We start from the raw sequence: 16302 nt of genomic DNA, 5'->3' as shown, positions 1-16302 counted from the left end.
CAACCCTGCCGCACGAGAGAGGAGCCAGCCATGGCCAGCATGAACGACACGAACGCCGCCGTCCGGAACGCCGACCAGGCGAGCGCCACCGCTCGGGGCGCGTCAGCCCGCCGTCGGCTGCCCCGATGGATGGTGCCCTTGCTCGCGGTGGCCGGCGCGCTCCTGGTGTGGGCGCTCGGCCAGCTGGCCGGGGTGGGCACGGTGGCCGTCGACACCGGCGCCGCGCTGCAGACGGTCACGATCACCTCGGTGGTGGCGGCGAGCCTCCTTGCGGCCCTGGCCGGGTGGGGCGCCCGAGCCGTGATCGGCAGGATCGGCAAGAACCCGACGCGGGCCCAGCGGATCTGGCTGGTGCTGAGCGGCGTCGCGCTGCTCGCCTCGCTGCTGGGCGTGGCCGGCGCGGTCACCACCGGCGCGCTGGTGGTGCTGGCCACCGAGCACGTGGTCGTGGGCCTGATCGTGATGCTCGGGCTGCGCCGCTGACGCGCCCGGAGATCCACATGCCGCCGAGGTTTGTCCACAACCACTGTTGTGCCTGGGGAGAGAGCCAAGTATTTTCTCGGGCACGGACATGACAGGGGAGGGCCGTGACTCGCAGGGCGGGAGGTGCAGCGTTGGCGCTCGCGATGAGCGCCGGCCTGCTTCTCTCGGCCTGCGACGGCGGCGAGGGGCCAACCGAGCCACCCACCACCGGCACCGTCACGTCGGAGAGCACCACCCCGACCGAGGTCACGACGGAACCGTCCGACATCCCCACCCCGCCTGAGGTCGAGGCGCCGACGCCGGCGCCGGAAGCGGCGGTCGACGATCACATCGGAGCGATCTGGGCCGCTCGGTACTTCATGGATCTGTACACCTACATGCGGCAGACCGGCGACACCACACAGTTCGAGGCGATGAGTGCGCCAGAGTGTGAGTTCTGCGCCAGTTCGATCGAAAACGTTGTGGAGATTCACGAGGAAGGTGGCTGGGTCGAGGGTGGCGAGCTCGTCTTCGACATCGACGAGGCGACTGCGAACTACCCCACGGCGGACGAGCCGAACTACGTGGTTCAGTTCACGGTGACTGAGCAGCCCTCGACGATTCATGCCGGCGATGGGACCTCAGACGCGCGACCGGGTGCGTCCGGTGATGTTCAGGTAGGTCTCCAGTACGTCGACGAGCGCTACGTCGTGTTTGGAGTGAACTTCGGATGATGAGATTGTTCAAGCTTCGCACTGGCGCATACATGGGTCTCATCGCGCTGGCAACTATCTTGCCTGCGGCTCCCTCGGCGGCTGAAACTGACGATGAAACCAGTTCGTTCTTCTCTGAGTCGGAGGACGGTTCGTTCAATATCGGCGGCCACCTAAGCGTCCGCGTTGACGACACCCCGATGACGACGTCGGATTCGTCGCTGCAGCTGGTGGAAGACAGCTATGAGGAAGCGCTCGTGGTGTGCGCCCTACGCCAGGCAGCGGACGAGGAGGGGACGCTCCTCAACGAGGAGACGGACCTGTGCGAGGAGGACGAGGACTCGCTGACCACGGCGGAGATCGTGGCGTTGGTGGCCTCGGAGTTCAAGACGCTGCCGTTGGCAACGCCGTCGATCACGGCGCAGCCGGATGGTGACTGGGCGTTGGTGAATGTCGACTTCGTCGTCTACACCGAGGCGGATCAGCAGCTGCTGAGCACGACGATCCTGGGCGTCCCGGTGACGATCCGCGCGACTCCGGTCCACTACTCGTGGGACTTCGGGGACGGCAGCCCGGCGCTGTCGACCACGGACCCGGGCCGGGCGTACCCGAACCAGACCGTGGCGCACGTCTACACGAACGCGGCGGACGCCGTCGCGGTCTCGCTGACGACCTCCTGGCAGGGCGAGCTCCAGATCAACGGCAGCGGCCCGTGGCTCCCGATCGCCGGCTTCGCCACCACCACCAGCAGCACCGACCCGGTCGAGATCGTCGCCATGGACGTCCACCTCGTCCCCTGAGCCGTGATTCCGCCGTCATGGATCGGCACAGACGGCCCCGACAACCGCGCACATCTCTCCCGGACCCGCCGTAGGCAACCCGGCGCCCGAGGGGCGAAAGTGCGTTGAAAGCGACGAGCGGGCGAAAGTGCGTTGAAAGCGAGGAGCGGGCGAAAGTGCGTTGAAAGCGAACGGCCCGGCACCGCGCGGGGCGGGCCGGGCCGTTCGGTGGAGGTCAGGCGTCAGGCCTCGAGGTTCTGCGAGGCGATCATCCAGGACTGCTGCTCGAGCTGGTTGACGATGTTGTTGATGAGGTCCGCGGTGGGCGGGTCCTCGGCCTCGATGTCGGAGTGGACCTCGCGGAGCACGGTCACGGTCTGCGAGATGCGGTCGACGATGGCGTCGACCGTGTCGGTGACCGACACCAGGTCGCCGGCGTAGGCGGTGAGGTCGGTGGTGGCGGAGACGGTCTCGGTGCGGCCGTCGGGCACGACCTGGAGGGCGCGCATGCGCTCGGCGATGACGTCGCTCTCCTCGCGGGCGATGGCGACGAGCTCGTCGAGCTGCAGGTGGAGGCTGCGGAAGCCGCGGCCGGTGACGTTCCAGTGGGCCTGCTTGCCCTGCAGCTGCAGGTCGATCAGGTCGACGAGGACGCGCTGGAGGTAGCCGCGGAGCTTCTCGGAGGCGGTGGTACGGGTCATCAGATCCTGCCTTTCCGGCCGCCGCGCGGGCGACCCGGGTCCTGCTGTCGTGAACGACTCCAGTTTAGGACGGTTGCCGATCTCGTGCCAGCAAGGCAAGGCGAACCTTGCCCGAGACGCCCGGCAACCGGGCGCAGCGCTTCACCGGGCAGCGATCACGCGCAGTCGGTGCAGACGCCCCAGAAGATGACCTCGGCCGTGGCGACGGCGAACCCGGGAGGTGTGGGTCCGTGCAGGCACGGGGCCGCGCCGGTGGTGCAGTCGACGTCGACCACCTTCCCGCACGAGGAGCACACCGCGTGGTGGTGGTTGTCGGCGACCCGGCGCTCGTACCGCGCGGCCGAGCGCGCGGGCTCGAACCGGCGCACGATCCCCGCGGCGTGCAGGTCGGCGAGGATGTTGTGCACGGCCTGCAGGCTCGGTGCCGCGTCCCCGAGCCGGCCGCGCAGCGTCTCGGCGTCGGCGTGCGGGGTCTCGTCCAGCGCCGCGAGGATCGCGAGGCGCCCGGACGTCGCGCGCAGCCCGCTGGCGCGCAGCAGGTCGACGTCCGAGGTCGCGGTCGCAGTCACCACACCACGGTAAGTCGTGATCGTGAACGACTCAACTCTGAGCGACGTCTGTTGTGTCGCCTGCACGTACCAGGCACGTGTGAACGACACGGCAGGGGCGCTATCGAGCACGGGCGGCGCCATCCAGACACAGCGCGGCCGCATCCACAGGTGTCCCCCGATGCCGCGGTATGCACAGCACCCCTCGTCGAGGCGAGCGGGCAGGCACCGCCACCTGCCACCGTGCATCGATGGGTCAGCGGTTCGAGCTCGGCGAGCCCGCACTCGTCGACCTCCTACGCCACCAGGACGGCGTGATCGCGCTGCGGCAGCTTCGCCAGCTGGGGGCGCAGCAGCACGATGTCGAACGCATGGTCAGGCGGCGGGAACTGCGCCGTGTCCATCCTGGTGTCTGTCTCGACCACACCGGCCCGCTGACCCGGCGGCAGCGCGAGTGGGTCGCCGTGCTGGCCGCATGGCCGGCCGCGCTCGCGGACGAATCGGTCCTCCCTGGAACAGCACCCGGGCTCGTGCACATCGTGGTGGCACCCGGCAGGAAGGTTCAGCTTCCGGTGGGGGTGCGGATGCGGCGCATCACCCAGCTGGACGAGTGGGTTCTGTGGCATCGCTCGCCACCGAGGGTCAGGATCGAGCACGCGGTTCTGAGCGTGATGTCCCAGCAGATCCGGGGCGGTGATGTCGCGGCCGCGTTCGCCACGTTGGCCAGGACCGCGCAGTCGCGCGAGACTACCCTCGAACGGATCGCCGCAGCGCTCTCCGCTCGGCACCGCCTCAGCGGGCGAGCACTGATCGAGGCGATGCTCTCCGATCTCCGTGACGGCGTGTGGTCCGTCCTCGAACGGGGATACCGCCATCGCGTAGAACGTCCGCACGGGCTACCGCGAGCACGCCGCCAGCACCCGAGCGAGGCGACCGGTACTCCCACTCGTCAGGACATCAGGTACCCGGAGTTCTCGCTCGTCGTCGAGCTGGACGGCTATTCGTTCCACGGTACCGCCGCCGCGCGCGACCGAGACGCGACCCGTGACCTGGCGGAGCTAGCGAGCTCAGCCGCCGCGACCGCGCGCGTCACGTACGGCCTGGTGTTCACCGATCCGTGCCGCACGGCGCACTGGATCGCGGAGATCCTGCGCCGGCGGGGGTGGACAGGCGGCCCCCGACGGTGCCCACGCTGCCCCGCATCGGTGCCGCCTGCCGTGTCGTCTGCACGTGCCAGGTACGTGTGAACGACACGCCAAGCGGATCTTGAGCAGATCTTGAGGGAGCGCTGCCGATGCCCTGAGGGGCCGTTGAGGAGCGGCTCATAGCGTCCTTCTCATCACCGCGACACGACCTTGTGGATGCGGGGGGACATCAGGAACCGGGCCGTACCCGGCCGATCTCGAGAGGCAATCATGAAGCTCCGCAAGAAGAACGTCGTCGCCGTCCTCGCCGGTGTGGCCGTCGCCACCGCCGTCGCCGCATCCGCCGCCTCGCTGGGTGGGCTCACCACGCAGTGGCTGGGCGCCAACAGCAACGTCGTGCAGTCGCCGGTCACCGGCGGCCTCGACGTCGACTGGGACACCGCGTACGACGCCGCGCTCGGCTACTACGTCGTCAGCGGCTTCACGCTCGACACCACCGACGCCAAGGAGACCCTCCCCGAGGGTGCCGACGTCCAGCTCACGCTCGAGCTCGCCGAGGGCACGACCGAGTTCGAGGGCACCATCGACGCCGAGGGCACCGTCGACTTCGGCGCCGCGGCTCTCCCGAGCATCGCCGCCCACGACGTCGAGGGTGTCTCCGTGGTCCTCGTCGGCGGCGGTTCCGCCACCGGGACCGACCTTCCCTGATCCCTCGCCAGACCTGACCACGCACCACGTCGACGAACGGGACACTCATGATCACGCAGGCACCGGACCGGGCAGGGACCGGTGCCTGCGTCACCCCGTCGAAGGCGGAGTCACCCACCCGCAGCAGGGCGGCCACGATCCTCGGCTGGCTCCTCGTGGCCGTGGCGGCCGCGCTCCTCTGGCCCGCTCAGTGGGGCGGGCTGACCGGCCTGACGATCGTCAGCGGTCACTCGATGGAGCCCACGTACTACACCGGTGACCTCGTCGTCACGTGGCGGCAGGCGGGCTACGAGCCCGGCGACGTGGTCTCCTACACGGTGCCCGACGACCAGCCCGGTGCGGGCGGCCACGTCATCCACCGCGTCGCCACCGCCGACCGGCTCGACTCCGGCGAGATGGTCTACACGACCGTCGGCGACAACAACCCCGCGGCCGATCAGTGGACGCTCACCGCCGACGACATCGCCGGCGCCGCCGTGCTGCACGTACCCGGCCTCGGCCGCTTCCTCGGCCCGGCTGTGCTGCCGATCCTCGTGGCGGGCGCACTGGGCGGCATCGTCACCGTCATGCTGTGGTCGTCCCGTCCCGAGGACGAGGAGACCGACGAGGCCGACGACGGCGCCCCGACCCTGGAGGAGACCGCACCATGAGTGTGTTCCGCAGGGCCGCCGCGACAGCTGCCGCGCTCGTCGCCACCATCGCGATCGCGCCGGCTGCGACCGCCGCCACCCAGCCGCCAGAGCCCTCGTGCTCCACCGCGTCGACCGCGGTCACCTGGACCACCCGCTACGACGCGGGTCGCTACGAGTTGTCCACCCTGGTGCTCAGCGGCCTGGAGGCCTGCGCCGGGGTCGACCTCGTGGTCGCCGTCGGGTCCGAGCAGCACCTCTACGCCGAGGTCCCGGTCACCGTGACCTCGGGTCCGCTGACCGTCGACGTCAGCGAGCACCGGATCCCCGCCGCCCAGGTCGAGCGGCTGGCGCTCACGCTCCGCTCCGCCGTGCCGACGACGCCGAACCCGGCCTCCCCGACCAGCCCGACCGCGCCCGTGGCACCCGCCGAGCCCGGCAGCACCGGCGCCGTGAGCGGGAGCCACCAGGTCGGCGGCAGCATCGACACCGCGGGACCGGCGGGCACCGCGCTGCCGATCACCGGGACCAACGCGGCCTGGTTCGCCGCGCTCGCTGCCGCTCTCGTCGTGCTGGGCGCCGCCCTGCGACACCGCACCCGCCAGGAGACCCACCGTGCGTGAGGCCCGCCGTCGCCGCCTTCCCCGTTACCTGATCGCGCTGATCGCCGCGATCGCGCTGAGCTCCGTCGTCCTCTCCTCGGCGACGGGGCTCGGCGGCCTTCGCACCCAGGACCTGGGTGGCGCCGCCGCGTCGACCCAGCTGCTGGACGGTGTCTCGTTGAGCTGGAAGCCGACGTGGCAGAACGGCGGCTGGCGGGTGGGGGAGGTCGGCGTCACCGCCGACCCCGCGCGCGGCTTCCGCGCCGAGGACGAGGTGCGTCTCACGATCGCGGGTGCGCAGCCGTGCGAGATCGTCACGGACGTCACCGCGGCCACGGGCTCGCTCACGCTCGACGCCGCCCGGCTGACCGCCGCCTGCGCGGCCCTTCCGGCCCTGACCGCCACGACCGCCGTCGCCCTGGCCGTGACGGGAGCCGACGGCGCGAGCAGCCTGGGCAACCTCGGTGGCCTCACCGGCTCGCTCGCCGGTTTCGCGGGCCGGGCGGCGACGACCGCCACCGCCACTGCGACCGCCAACGCGGGTGTCGTCAGCAGCGTCGTCGTCGACGTGGCCGGCGCGGTTCCCGCGCAGCTCGGCGGCGCCCGGGTGCTGATCGCTCGCACCACGGCCAGCGGCGTCGAGACCTTCACCACCGCCGTCGGCACCGCCACGCCCGTCAGCGGCGGCGCGCGGATCTCGATCGACCTCAGCGGCCAGCGCTGGTCGACGCTGTCCGCCGTGCAGCTCGACGTCGCCATCAGCCTGCCGCAGGTGCTGGGAGGCGGCGTCAGCGCAGCGGCCGGCACCGCCCTCGCCCGCGTCACCGTCCCCGCCGGCGCGACCCCCGCTCCCGACCCGGGTGGCGGAACCGACGACGGCGGCGGCGGCAGCACCCCACCGCCACCGGCCACCACCGGCAACGCGCTCGTGCCGGTGACGGTCAGCCCGGGGATGTCCTACCGCTACCACACGCCGTGGACCGGGGTGCAGACCAACGTGCTCACCTTCTGCCACGAGTTCACGGTCACCAACACCACCAGCCGAGCGCTGGGGGACTGGACGGTCACGTTCAACACGAAGCTGGCGCCGATGTGGGGCATGAACCCCACCGCGGCCGGAACCGTGACGCTGGACAACATCGCAACCCGCAGCTTCGACGCCAAGACCGGGTACTGGACGGTGGGCGGCTCGAACGACTGGGCCCGCAAGGTCGAGGCGGGCGGCTCCCGCACGGTGCGGTTCTGCGCGACCAGTGTGCCGACCCCACCGGTGAACCCGGCGCTGTACGACGTCAAGGTGAGCGTCGTCCCCCAGGGCGACTGGTACGTCACCTTCCGGGTCAAGGTCACCTCGACCAGCGAGTTCTACGTGCCGTGGCGTGCCGAGGTGGACCTGGCGCAGCTCGTGTGCGGCACCAGCCTCGCCGGCCGGCCGATCACCTTCAGCCAGGTGGTCGCGACGCCCGTGCCGGGCAGCACCACGCGCTACGTCCTGCAGGGCACGCCCGGTGACACCCAGCTGGTCTCGGCCAGCCACTCGCGCGAGATCACGTTCGCCGCGTACGGTCCGGGTCCGGGCTGGCGACTGCCCTGCGCGCAGGGCTGATCGTGACGGCGTTCGAGAGCCGGCATGCCACCGAGAGGGCCGCGCTCGGCCCCGGCGACGCGTTCCGGCGGATGTTCTCCGATATCGTCACAGACGCCGTGAAGACGGCGCCGCTCGGGCGCCCAGAGGCGGGGGAGGTCGGCATGGACGCGTCGACCGTCGCCGTGGTCATCGAGGACGACGAGGACATCCGCGGCCTGGTCAGCACCGTGCTGGAGCAGGCCGGGTTCACCGTGCACGCGGCAGCGACCGGGCTCGAGGGGATCGAGCTGGTGCGTGCGCACGCACCGATCGTCACCACCCTCGACGTCAGCATGCCCGGTATCGACGGCTTCGAGACTGCGAAGCGGATCCGGGCCTTCAGCGACACCTACATCGTGATGCTCACGGCCCGCAACGACGAGATCGACACCTTGCAGGGTCTGCAGTCCGGCGCCGACGACTACCTCGTCAAGCCCTTCCGGCCGCGAGAGCTGCGGGCGCGGGTGGAGGCGATGCTGCGCCGACCGCGCGCGATCGTCGGCACACCGCCGCCTGCCGCCGCGCCGGCGGAGCCGCTGGTCCCGCCCGCGGAGTCCGTCGAGCAGAGCTGGCTCAGCCACCACGGTCTGCGCGTCAACCCGGAGATGCGGGTGGCGGAGCTGGACGGCGCCGAGATCGAGCTCACCCGCACCGAGTTCGACCTGCTCACCGAGCTGATGACGGCGGGTCGGCGCGTGTGCCGCAAGCCGGAGCTGGTGCTCGCGCTGCGCGGCGAGACGCACATGAGCGAGGCCTACGTCTCCGAGCACGACCTGCGCGCGATCGAGGTCCATGTGGGGAACCTGCGACGCAAGCTCGGCGAGTCGGCGACAGCACCCCGGTGGATCGAGACGATCCGCGGCGTCGGCTACCGGCTCACCGCGCGCTGAGGTCGGCCAGCACCACCGACGCGTCGGCCTGGGCGGCCGAGGTGGCCGCCGCCTCCCGGGCTGCCGCCAGCAGCGACGCGGATCCGTGCGTGCTCCCGACCTCCGCGCTCGCCACACCGATCCCCAGCACCGGGACCACCGGGCCGTCCATGGAGAGCAGGCCGTCCAGCGTCACCTGAGCGATCCGTCGCGCCGTGCGCAGCGCCTCCTGCTCGGAGGTGCCCGGCAGGCACAGCAGCGCACGCTCCTCGTCCCAGCCGAGCGCCGACGTCACCGGGCTGTGCTCGCTCACGCGGGCGCGCAGCTCGGCCGAGATCCGCGCCGACTCCCGCGGCCCGAACGCCGCAGCGACCCGAGCCAGGTCCTCCAGCTCGAGCACCACGACCGCCGTCGGGACCTGGAGCCAGCGTCCGCGCGCCAGCATCGCGTCGAGCAACCGCAGGAACGACGCGCGATCGAGGAAGCCCTCGCGGTCGAGCGTGAGCGTGGCCGCTGTCTGGGCGCCCGCGGCCGCCCGCGCCTGGATGCGCAGCACCACCATGGTGGGCACGGCGACGATCGTGAGGACGATCGTCACCAGCGACGTGCTGGGGGTGCCGAACCAGTCCGAGAACAGCACGGACTCCGGGCCGGCGATCGCGAACACCAGCGTGCGGGCGAGGTAGTAGCCGGAGGTGGCGGCCAGCACGACCGTCATCGCGACGGCGGAGCGGAGCCGGAGCAGCGCGCCGCGCCGCGTCTCGACGGCCCCGAGCGCCGCGAGCACCGCGATCGCGCCGATCATGACGCCGGCACCGGCCCAGTCGCCGCCGTCCGGGCCGGCGACCGCGGCCGCGAGGAAGGTCGCTCCCACGGCGACCGTCAGGATCCCGACCGCCCAGCGCCGGGGCGGCCCGTTGAAGCGCAGGCAACCCAGCCAGAGGAACCCGATGCTGGCCACGAACGAGGCGTTGCCGGTGGCGACCGCCATCCAGGCACCCGGCAGGTACGCCCACACCATGTACGCGAACGCCGTCAGCACACCGGCGCTGAACGCCACCCCCCACAGCTGGGCGGCGACGGTCTGGGCGTAGCTCAAGGTGTCGACCAGGTACACGACACAGCCGATCGTCACCACCAGTGCCGTGATGACGCTCGTCGTCGTCGGGTCCAGCCAGGTCATCTCGTCGATCCTTCGTCGGTCGGTAGCGGCAGCCGGACGACGAACGTCGGGCCGCCGCTGGGTTCGCTGCGCACGGTGATCTCCCCGCCGTGCGCACGCACGATGTCCCGGCTGATCGCCAGACCCAGCCCGCTGCCGTGCGTCGAGGACTTGCGCACCCCGTCGGAACGGAAGAAGCGGTCGAACACGTGGGGGAGATCGACCGCCGCGATGCCGGGACCGTCGTCACGCACCACGACCCAGGCGTGGTCGCCGTCGGCGGTGCACCCGACCTCGATACGGCCGCCCTCGCGCCCGTACTTGATCGCGTTGCCGATGAGGTTGTCGGCGACCTGCTGGATGCGGGGTGCATCGATGACCGCGACCGTCGGCTCCACCCCGCTGGCGTCGATCGAGACGTGCCGCGCGTGCGCGCGCACCTGTGCGGCCTCGACGGCGGCGAGCACCGGCTCCGACAGCTCGGCCACCGCCGGCTCGATCCGCAGGTCCAGGCCCATCCGGGAGGTGGCCGAGGCGGCCAGCACGTCGGTGACCAGCGCCAGCAGCCGCTCGGCGTTGCGCTCGGCGACCGCCAGGCTGCGCCGTGTCGACTCGGGGAGGTCGTCGTCGGCGGCCAGCTCGAGGTAGCCGAGGATCGAGGTCAGCGGCGTGCGCAGCTCGTGCGAGACCGAGTCGACGAGGTCCTCACGGGAACGCAGCGCGAGCAGCTCGTCGGTGACGTCTCGGGTGACCATGATCCGGCCACCGGCGGCGCTGCCACCGACGTCGGCGCGTGCGGTGGCGAGCACCGCCGTGCGGTCCGGCGAGCCCGGGTCGCCGTACCAGACCAGCGCACCCTCGAAGGTCTCGCCGTCGAGCGCACGAGCCGTCGGCTCCTCGTGCGGTGCCAGCCGGGTGTAGCCGTCCGCGGCGTAGACGGCGTCGCCGGCCGCGTCCCGGACCTCCTGGAGCCGATGATGGGCGTCGTTGGAGATCGCCATGGCGCCGGTGTCGTCGAACCCGACGACGCCGAAGTCGACGGCATCCAGCACGTCCGTGACCAGCGCCTCCTGCCGCTGCGCGCGTCGCGTCGCACGGCGCAGCGCCACCGCCTGGTGCTGCAGCAGGTCGCTCTGCGCGTGCGTGCGACGTCTGATCACGTACGTGACGCCCGCGAGCACCGCGATCGTCGCCGGGAAGATCAGCGCCAGGTCGGCGTCGAGCGCCGAGGTGCCGACGAACCCGAGCGTCCAGTACGCGGCCGAGACGGCGACCACGGAGACGATCGCTCCCGGCAGCCCGAACGCCCACACCGCCCAGATCGTCGGGAACGACCACAGCAGCCCCAGCCCGGCGCTCGGGCTCGCCTCGCGCAGCAGCCCGACGGCGATCGCGTCCATCGCCGGGATGATCGCGGCCACCCAGTGCGGCAGCTGGCGCCACGGCACCAGCAGCGCGACCGCGGTGGCTACGACCGTGGTCGTCAGTCCCAGCGCGAGCAACGTCGGTTCGACGACCTGGCTGGCCACCGTGACGACGGCGACGCCGAACAGCAGGACCCCCGCCAGCAGCAGCTGGATGGTCCTGATGGTGCCCGGTGTCATGTCGTTCGTACGAGCGCCCGGCGCCGCGCTCGCGGAGGCGACCGTCATGGCGCGACGGTACCCGAAGCCCGGCAAAGCCCGGCAACCGCTGCCCCTGCGGAGGTGCCGGGGGTGAGGTTGAGGACGGCGCGCCGCACCGTGGCACCACGCGCACCCGGCTCCGCGGAGCCAGGGTCCGATCCCCGACGCTGAGGATGAACGTCATGACGATCTCCCGACGAGCGCTCCTCGGCTCCGCCCTCGCGGCGCCGTTCGCGCTCAGCGCGTGCGGCCAGTCGGCCGGCAGCAGACCCGGCGTGATCCGGGTCATCACGCCCGACTTCGCCGGTACCGACCGGCGGCTGGTCCTCGAGGACGAGATCCTCGCGACCTTCCAGGGTGATGCGAGCACGATCGTGGACTACACCGGGTGGGACCGCCTCAACGAGAAGCTGACCACCGGCATCGCGAGCGGCATCATCCCGGACGCCATCATGATCGGCGTGGGCTGGATCCCGCCCTTCGCCTCCAAGGGCGTCTTCGACGAGCTGCCGGACGACCTCTTCAGCCAGTTCGGCATCAACGACGCGCTCCGCCCGGTGGTGGAGTTCGAGGGCAAGCTGCACGGGCTGCCGTACATCACCGAGTGCCGCATGTTCATGTACAACCGGCGGATCTTCGACGAGCGCGGCATCACCGAGGTGCCGCAGTCGCTGACCGAGCTGCGCGACCTGTGCCGCGAGCTGCAGGACGGCGAGCTGCTCCCGATCGACATCTTCTCCAACAACCCGCGCCAGTCCTGGCTGCACTTCATGGCGGCGCTCGGCGGCACCCTCTTCAGCGAGGACGGCCGCGAGACCGCCTTCACCGACGGCTCCGGCGCCGAGGCCTTGCAGTTCATGCTCGACCTCGTCGCCGACGGGTCCGCCGACTTCAACCGCCGCGTCTCACCGGGTCAGCCGCGCCCGTGGCAGCGGGAGGAGGCGATCATCGACCTGACCTCCACGGGTGAGTGGCCGAACCTCGTCGAGCAGTCGCCCGCCCTCATCACCGAGGAGGCGTCCGACTTCTTCCTCATGCCGGGTGCCGACGGCAACGACCCGGTGCTCTACCTCGGCGGCACCATGCTCGCGCTCGCCAAGGACTCGCCCAACCGCGAGGTCGCCGAGGAGCTGCTGCACCACATGTTCGAGCCCGAGCTGCTGCTCGCCGCCGGCAACGCGAACGGCAAGCTGCCACCGGTGCAGGACCTGCCGCCCGACCCGGACTTCGAGTCCAACCGCATGGGCGTGTTCTCCAACGCGAACTACGACTACGCCGGTGCGTTCGAGGGCGGCTCGGCCGCCTGGATGGAGATCCGCGAGCAGGTCGGCCCGCAGATCGAGGGGGCGCTCACCGGCCAGCAAGGCGTCACCGAGACGATCGACAACCTTGCCCGGATCTCCAACACCGCCCTGGACCGGCTGACATGACCACGACGACGACACCCAGCGCTCCGCCGTCGACCCCGCCCGCGGAGCGGGCCACGGGCAAGGCCCGCGGCCCCGGCAAGCGCGAGGCCCGGTGGGGCATGATCCTCGCGGCGCCGGCGTTCCTGCACTCGCTGATCTGGATCGGCATCCCGGTCATCGTCGCGCTCGGGCTGTCCTTCACCAGCTACGACATGGTGACGTCGCCGGTCTTCGTCGGGTTCGACAACTACGCCAACATCTTCTCCGACGCGCTGTTCTGGCGTGCGATGCGCAACAACCTGGTGCTGGCGGTCGTGGGCATCCCGGTCTCGATGCTGATCGCGCTCGTGCTGGCGGTGCTGCTCAACCGCGGCGTCCGGGGCCAGAGCCTGTTCCGCACCCTGATCTTCCTGCCGCACGTGACGGCGACCGTGGCGGTGGCGCTGATCTGGCTGTGGATCTTCGCCGCCACCGACAACGGCCTGGCGAACGTCGCGCTGTCGTTCTTCGGCATCGACGCCCAGCCGTGGCTCAACGACCCGGACACGGCGCTGCCCGCGGTGCTGGTCGTGACCATCTGGCAGGGCATCGGGCTGAAGATGCTCATCTACCTGGCGTCGCTGCAGGGCCTGTCGCCCGAGCTCTACGAGGCGGCCGACATCGACGGCGCCGGCCCGGTGCGCAAGTTCGTCTCCATCACCGTGCCGATGCTGCGGCCGGCGACGTTCTTCGTGCTGGTCACCTCGATCGTGGCGAACTTCCAGACGTTCGACCTCATCTACGTGCTGACCCTCGGTGGCCCCGCCAACTCGACGACGGTCATCACCTACCAGATCTACCAGACGGCGTTCCAGCAGCTCCGGATGGGACTGGCCACCGCGCAGTCGGTGATCCTGCTCCTCATCCTCGTGGCTCTGACCATCCTGTCCCGCAAGGTCGTGGGAGGCACCCGTGGCGACTGAGACCCCGACCCTGCCCGCCGGCGCCGAGCCGATCAGCGCGCGAGGCCGCAAGGACGAGCTCGGCTCGAGCAGCGCCCGCGGCCGGCGCCGCCGGACCAACGTGCTCATCTGGGGGGTGCTCGCCGTCGTCTCCCTGGTGATGGCGGCACCGTTCATCTGGATGTTCCTCACCTCGTTCCGCACGCAGGAGGAGCTCGGCATGGCGGACATGCCGCTGCTGCCGAGCTCGTGGCGCTGGGACAACTACCTGGAGGCGCTCGACGCCGCTCCGTTCGCCACGTACGCGCGCAACAGCCTGCTGCTGGCGATGGGGCAGGCGACCACCGCCGTGGTCATCGGCTCGATGTGCGGGTACGCGCTGGCGAAGCTGCGCTGGAAGGCCTCCGGCCCGATCTTCGGCTGGTTCCTGCTGTCGCTGATGGTGCCCTTCTACGCCACGGTCATCCCGGCGTTCTTCATCGTGCGGTACATGCCGTTGTTCGGTGGCAACAACATCCTCGGTCAGGGCGGGACCGGCTGGATCGACACCTGGTGGGCCCTGATCGTGCCCGCCGCGATCTCCCCGTTCCTGGTGTTCCTGTTCCGGCAGTTCTACGTGGGCACGCCCACCGAGCTCATCGAGGCGGCGCGCATCGACGGCGTCGGCGAGTTCGGCATCTTCGCGCGGATCATCACGCCGCTGATCAAGCCGGGGCTGCTGACCGTGGCGCTGCTGGCGTTCGAGGCCGGGTGGAACAACTTCCTGTGGCCGCTGCTGGTGACCAGCTCGCAGGACCTGCGCGTGATCCAGGTCGGCATCTCGGTGTTCCGGCAGGAGAGCGCCACCCAGTTCCACCTGCTGATGGCCGGGACCACGATGGCCGCCGTCCCGATGATCGTGCTGTTCGTCGTGTTCCAGCGCTACTTCGTCAACGGGTTCGTCAGCTCGGGGATCAAGTGACCGCCGCCCGGGTGCCGACGACGGGCGGCCTGGACCACCGGGTCAGCATCGGGCTGATCCGGTTCCTGCGGCGGCCTGCCGTGTTCTTCGCCGCCAACTGGGCCGTGCTGGTCGGGGTGGTCTCGGTCGTGGGTCTGGTGCCCGCGCTCGCGGGCGCCACGCGGGCCACGACGCACCCGCAGGCCGACGACGACGTGACCTTCACCGAGACGGTCCGGCACCTGCGCCGCACCTGGCGCCGCGACCTGCCGGTCACCGCCGGGACCTGGGTGTTCCTGCTGCTGCTCGTGGCCGACGCGATCGTCATCGCCAATGTCGACCCCGGCACCCGGGTGTTCCTGACCGGTGCTGTGGTCCCGGTCGCGTGGGCGGTGATCGCCTGGTTGAGCGCCTACGTGGTCAGCGCCGTCGAGGACGACGTGGACCTGCGCACCGTGGCCCGCGCCGCCACGCTCCTGGTGGTGCGGCGGCCGCTGCGTGCGCTGCTCGCACCCGCGCTCGTGCTCGTGCTCGCGCCGGTCTGGCTGCTCGCGCCGCTGACGCTCGCGATCGGGTTCTCGCTGCCGCCGTGGGTGCTCGCCAAGTCGTGGGGTCCCGAGCCGCCTCGCCCGTAGCTCGCGACGGGCTGGCGCCCCGACCGCTACGGGTCGCGCTTGGGGCGGGGTCGTGCAGGCCGGCGGAGCGCGTCGGCGAAGAAGCCCTGGACGCCGGGCTTGCCGGCACCGAGCCGCAGCATCTCGCCCTTGTCGGGTCCGCCCGGCACGCGCCGCGGCAGCGAGTCCGAGGACACGATCCAGGTCGGCAGCCCCAGCACGCGCAGCACGCTGGTCAGGCGCTCGGACTCGTTGGTGTCCTCGCCGAGGTCCTCGTCGAGCAGCTCGCCGAGCGTGCCGTCAGGGTCCTCGGCGCCGAACGTCGAGAGCAACGAGACGGCGACCATCTCGTTGTCGACGAAGCCGCCGCCGCCGCTCATGATCGGGTTCCCGAAGTCGTCGAGCGCCATCCCGCCGGCCTCGTCCTCCTCGGGTGGGTGGGAGTCATAGCTCGGCAGCGCGTCCTCGCCGTCGAACGCCCAGACCCGCAGCCGGGAGTCCTGCGAGACCTCGGCGGCGAGCGTGACGACGTCGAGCGTGGCTGCCAGGTCGCGGGCGACGTCGTGGATCCGACGCTTCTGGCCCGCGACCTTCCCGAGCGGGTTGCCCGCGATCGAGAGCACCCATGTGCCCTCCTGCGGGCCGATGTACCCGGTGAAGCGCAGCTCGCCCAGCGCCGCGATCACCCGGTCGCGCTCAGCCGCGGCGTAGACCCCGCTGTAGCTGAGGCCCGCGACGCCCTCGCCCACGCTGATCGGTCCTGGGGGATACATCCACCCAGTCTCGCGCTCGACGCGCCGGTGCGCCACCCCGTTCAGGTCGACGGCG

The 16302-nt window shown here is 71.2% G+C and carries 18 protein-coding genes; 13 read left to right on the top strand and 5 right to left on the bottom strand.

The window, feature by feature from the left end; genetic code table 11:
* Nucleotides 1-30 precede the first annotated feature (30 nt).
* The 3 genes from GPA04_RS13540 (at nt 31) to GPA04_RS13530 (ending at nt 1975) form a co-directional block, all read left to right on the top strand.
* Nucleotides 31-483 (top strand): DUF6069 family protein, encoded by a 453-nt coding sequence (locus tag GPA04_RS13540; protein WP_241680793.1) that lies wholly within the window; start codon nt 31-33, stop codon nt 481-483.
* A gap of 131 nt (nt 484-614) precedes the next feature.
* On the top strand, nt 615-1196 hold the full coding sequence (locus GPA04_RS13535; RefSeq protein WP_156224722.1) for a DUF6318 family protein: 582 nt from the start codon (nt 615-617) through the stop codon (nt 1194-1196).
* 179 nt (nt 1197-1375) lie between these two features.
* Nucleotides 1376-1975 (top strand): hypothetical protein, encoded by a 600-nt coding sequence (locus GPA04_RS13530; RefSeq protein ID WP_206674225.1) that lies wholly within the window; start codon nt 1376-1378, stop codon nt 1973-1975.
* A gap of 221 nt (nt 1976-2196) precedes the next feature.
* Here GPA04_RS13530 and GPA04_RS13525 read toward each other — a convergent pair whose 3' ends face one another.
* Both GPA04_RS13525 and GPA04_RS13520 read right to left on the bottom strand, forming a co-directional pair.
* Nucleotides 2197-2655: a Dps family protein gene (locus GPA04_RS13525; RefSeq protein WP_156224721.1), complete on the bottom strand. Its 459-nt coding sequence runs from the start codon at nt 2653-2655 to the stop codon at nt 2197-2199.
* Nucleotides 2656-2810: 155 nt separating this feature from the next.
* Nucleotides 2811-3224 (bottom strand): Fur family transcriptional regulator, encoded by a 414-nt coding sequence (locus GPA04_RS13520; protein WP_241680792.1) that lies wholly within the window; start codon nt 3222-3224, stop codon nt 2811-2813.
* Nucleotides 3225-3454: 230 nt separating this feature from the next.
* On the opposite strand from GPA04_RS13520, the gene GPA04_RS13515 reads away from it, so the two are divergent.
* The 6 genes from GPA04_RS13515 to GPA04_RS13490 all read left to right on the top strand — a co-directional run bounded on the left by GPA04_RS13515 (nt 3455) and on the right by GPA04_RS13490 (nt 8804).
* Nucleotides 3455-4450, top strand: coding sequence for a putative endonuclease domain-containing protein (locus GPA04_RS13515; protein ID WP_206674224.1), 996 nt, complete (start codon nt 3455-3457; stop codon nt 4448-4450).
* A 168-nt stretch (nt 4451-4618) separates the two neighbouring features.
* Complete coding sequence (locus GPA04_RS13510) at nt 4619-5056, top strand: hypothetical protein (protein WP_156224719.1); 438 nt, start codon at nt 4619-4621, stop codon at nt 5054-5056.
* A gap of 47 nt (nt 5057-5103) precedes the next feature.
* A complete protein-coding gene (locus tag GPA04_RS13505; protein ID WP_156224718.1) occupies nt 5104-5706 on the top strand; it encodes a signal peptidase I in 603 nt (200 codons plus the stop codon).
* Nucleotides 5703-6308 carry a hypothetical protein gene (locus GPA04_RS13500; RefSeq protein WP_156224717.1) on the top strand — a complete coding sequence of 202 codons (606 nt, stop codon included), beginning with the start codon at nt 5703-5705 and terminating at the stop codon, nt 6306-6308. The genes GPA04_RS13505 and GPA04_RS13500 overlap by 4 nt, the downstream gene beginning before the upstream one ends.
* Nucleotides 6301-7893, top strand: coding sequence for a hypothetical protein (locus tag GPA04_RS13495; protein WP_156224716.1), 1593 nt, complete (start codon nt 6301-6303; stop codon nt 7891-7893). Before GPA04_RS13500 ends, GPA04_RS13495 begins: the two co-directional genes overlap by 8 nt.
* A gap of 143 nt (nt 7894-8036) precedes the next feature.
* On the top strand, nt 8037-8804 hold the full coding sequence (locus GPA04_RS13490; protein WP_156224715.1) for a response regulator transcription factor: 768 nt from the start codon (nt 8037-8039) through the stop codon (nt 8802-8804).
* On the opposite strand, the gene GPA04_RS13485 is transcribed toward GPA04_RS13490, so the two are convergent.
* Nucleotides 8791-9966: a nucleotidyl cyclase domain-containing protein gene (locus GPA04_RS13485; RefSeq protein WP_156224714.1), complete on the bottom strand. Its 1176-nt coding sequence runs from the start codon at nt 9964-9966 to the stop codon at nt 8791-8793. The genes GPA04_RS13490 and GPA04_RS13485 overlap by 14 nt on opposite strands.
* The gene (locus tag GPA04_RS13480) at nt 9963-11597 is read right to left on the bottom strand and encodes a sensor histidine kinase (RefSeq protein WP_156224713.1); all 1635 of its coding nucleotides are present in this window, start codon (nt 11595-11597) and stop codon (nt 9963-9965) included. The genes GPA04_RS13485 and GPA04_RS13480 overlap by 4 nt, the downstream gene beginning before the upstream one ends.
* Nucleotides 11598-11752: 155 nt before the next feature.
* Here GPA04_RS13480 and GPA04_RS13475 point away from each other — a divergent pair, with 155 nt between their 5' ends.
* Genes GPA04_RS13475 through GPA04_RS13460 form a run of 4 tightly spaced genes read left to right on the top strand, consistent with a single transcriptional unit; the run spans nt 11753 to nt 15495 of the window.
* Nucleotides 11753-13000 (top strand): ABC transporter substrate-binding protein, encoded by a 1248-nt coding sequence (locus tag GPA04_RS13475; protein WP_162458608.1) that lies wholly within the window; start codon nt 11753-11755, stop codon nt 12998-13000.
* Entirely contained in the window at nt 12997-13941 is a 945-nt protein-coding gene (locus GPA04_RS13470) for a carbohydrate ABC transporter permease (protein WP_156224711.1), read from the top strand. Before GPA04_RS13475 ends, GPA04_RS13470 begins: the two co-directional genes overlap by 4 nt.
* On the top strand, nt 13931-14881 hold the full coding sequence (locus tag GPA04_RS13465; protein WP_241680791.1) for a carbohydrate ABC transporter permease: 951 nt from the start codon (nt 13931-13933) through the stop codon (nt 14879-14881). Before GPA04_RS13470 ends, GPA04_RS13465 begins: the two co-directional genes overlap by 11 nt.
* The gene (locus GPA04_RS13460; protein ID WP_156224710.1) at nt 14878-15495 is read left to right on the top strand and encodes a hypothetical protein; all 618 of its coding nucleotides are present in this window, start codon (nt 14878-14880) and stop codon (nt 15493-15495) included. Before GPA04_RS13465 ends, GPA04_RS13460 begins: the two co-directional genes overlap by 4 nt.
* A gap of 26 nt (nt 15496-15521) precedes the next feature.
* Here GPA04_RS13460 and GPA04_RS13455 read toward each other — a convergent pair whose 3' ends face one another.
* Complete coding sequence (locus tag GPA04_RS13455) at nt 15522-16247, bottom strand: hypothetical protein (protein ID WP_156224709.1); 726 nt, start codon at nt 16245-16247, stop codon at nt 15522-15524.
* Between the last annotated feature and the right edge of the window lie 55 nt (nt 16248-16302).

Origin of the sequence: Pseudactinotalea suaedae, assembly GCF_009733815.1 — a bacterium.
GTDB lineage: Bacteria > Actinomycetota > Actinomycetes > Actinomycetales > Beutenbergiaceae > Pseudactinotalea > Pseudactinotalea suaedae.
The sequence above is the reverse complement of the archived record's forward strand: the minus strand, read 5'-3'. Positions and strand labels throughout refer to the sequence as shown.